Annotated in this window: 3 protein-coding genes; all 3 read right to left on the reverse strand. The window is 59.0% G+C overall.

The genetic code is table 11. From position 1 onward, the window contains the following. The coding region (locus A5791_RS27250; RefSeq protein WP_369828090.1) for a bifunctional DNA primase/polymerase at positions 1 to 254 on the reverse strand (254 nt) is incomplete at its 3' end. A gap of 38 nt (positions 255 to 292) precedes the next feature. Further along, the gene (locus tag A5791_RS16495; RefSeq protein ID WP_067238998.1) at positions 293 to 535 is read right to left on the reverse strand and encodes a hypothetical protein; all 243 of its coding nucleotides are present in this window, start codon (positions 533 to 535) and stop codon (positions 293 to 295) included. Between the two features lie 24 nt (positions 536 to 559). After that, on the reverse strand, positions 560 to 1,177 hold the full coding sequence (locus A5791_RS16500) for a hypothetical protein (RefSeq protein WP_067239003.1): 618 nt from the start codon (positions 1,175 to 1,177) through the stop codon (positions 560 to 562). Between the last annotated feature and the right edge of the window lie 957 nt (positions 1,178 to 2,134).

Below are 2,134 nucleotides of genomic sequence, written 5' to 3' on the forward strand. Positions count from 1 at the left end.
TGCCGGGGAGTGGAGCGCGGCCGATCAACGTCGATCACCACACAGCCAAACTGGCCAGGACTGGTGGCAAGAGCCTTAAAGGGTCCGAACCGTTCTCGCCACTGAGCCAGCACCGCTGGCGATGTCGTGATGTCCCGGTACCCAACTAGATTCCAGCACGACTTACCCTTCCCTTTCGACGGGTCAAACGGTGCCACCGGAATACCGTTGGCGGCGTACTCCATGGCCGCGTTGAACACGTCCAGGCCAGTCACATCAGGAAACGCTGGAGACGTCGCAGACGGTGACAATTTCATCCCTCCAGCACCGAATCGGCTTCTTCTAGCAGCCGTAGGGCTCTCGCGCGCTTGTCTTCGGCCTTGGCGCGCTGCGCACGACGGACATTCTCAGGCCGTAGGTCTGCCAGCGCCTCGATGGCTGCGGCTTTGGCTACCACCGCCCGCACGGTATTGCTGGGCACACCTACGCGGAGGCTGATGTATCCCGTGCAGTAACCCTGATTGTGCAGCTGCACAATCTTTTCCTTCTCGAACACGTTACGAGCCTGCTTGCAGGTGAGTTATTGCCACGGCTGGCGGTCGTCGTACCAGTCCTCTGCAGGGCCGATGTAGTCGGGATCGTCTACCCCAGCACCGGAACTGATGTGCAGCATGCAGTGATGGCACGCGGTAAACACACAGATGTGGTCGCCGCGCTTGACGGCTAGAAATTCAACGGGATACTCCGCGTTCACGTCGCCAGACTTGGAGCCGCAATGCCGATTAACCAGTGTGTCGCAGCGCCAATTGCCCTTCATGTCTTTCTTGATTTCGCGCAGCTGCTCGATGTTGCGAAGTGCGGCAACGTATGACGAATTGTAGCAAGGGCCTAGTGCAAACAAGGTGGCTTCTGATTCAGGGCACCACCCCTCATAGACCACTCTCCGCCAGCCGGGAGCGGCGCACGCCTCGATGTGCTTTCTCATTACGTCACTTGCGATGCGCCGTGCAACCGGATCGTTGTCGTACGGAAGCTCTACACAGATAGCGTTGTCCTCGGCTTCGGTGCGTGCCCAATCCTCAGGCAGCACTACCGTTCCGCCAGTTTCGGCGTACATCTGGTTGAGACGGTGCCAAAAACTGCGGCCGTACAGCTGGTCATCCTTTGGGTCATGGCCGTTGGGCTCAAGGTCTGACATAGTGTCCCTTTCATTCTGTCCAGTTGTTCTCGTACTCGTGCATAGCCTGGTCGTCACGGTCCTTCCCGCCGGTAAACACGGTGCGCGCCTGTGACGCGTCGTGCTTTGGCCGTCCAGCTTGAATAGCACCGCTTAGGTCAACGCGGTACCGCCGCGTGCAGGAACACGGTGCTGTCAGTGCAAACCTGGTGTCGGTTTCAAGCCACCGATGGTGATGCACGGCATTGCAATACGGGCATAACACGTCGTATCGTGTCAGCCCCGGCTCGCGGTCAACTGATAGTAGCTGCGCTACAGGTATTCCCGGTGTCACGGCAGCAGCCCGGCAATCCAGCGGTCCAGAGCGCTTTGGGGCCAATAGGCCGTCCCGCCAATGATTCTGGGACGCGCGAGCTTTCCCGAGTAGTACGCCGCCCGAACAATCGTGTTTGGCGTTACCTTCTCCAACCCCCGTGAAAGGCAATACTCGACTGCCTTGTCCCGGGTGAATAGCTTTTCGCTGGTGGCTGATGGTGCAAAAGTCATGTCTTGCCTAGCGTTAATCGGCGTGTCACACCGTCATTATGCCAGACCGGCGCGCATGTCGCCGCTGAAACCCGTTGGCGCGCGCTATGATTGGCAACACGGGCGTCGGACACCCTCCCCGAGTAAGTTCCTGAGGCATCTGGCCGGCTCACCTATACGAGAGCTAGCGCAGCCAGCTAGGCCGCCGTCGCGAAGGCGCGAGTGGACCTTTCAGCGCTTGCGTCTTCGCACACACGGTTCCAAAACAGAACTTGTACGGAGACAACAAATGACCACTCTCACGACTTCTCGAATCAATCCGACTGACTTGCAGTCCATCTTGCGTCTGCCGCCGTATGGTGCCGAAGGCGGTTACGCCACCGAAGGCGACGTTTTAGTCAACGTCACTGCTGACGGCGTAGACCTCAATGTCATCTGGGCCGAGGTTGCAGC

The sequence above is a fragment of the Mycobacterium sp. 852002-51163_SCH5372311 genome (genome assembly GCF_001667115.1).
GTDB lineage: Bacteria > Actinomycetota > Actinomycetes > Mycobacteriales > Mycobacteriaceae > Mycobacterium.

Bases quoted from the DNA above. Each gene is read 5' to 3' on its own strand.
- A5791_RS16500 (WP_067239003.1), bottom strand. From the start codon at position 1,177: ATGTCAGACCTTGAGCCCAACGGCCATGACCCAAAGGATGACCAGCTG.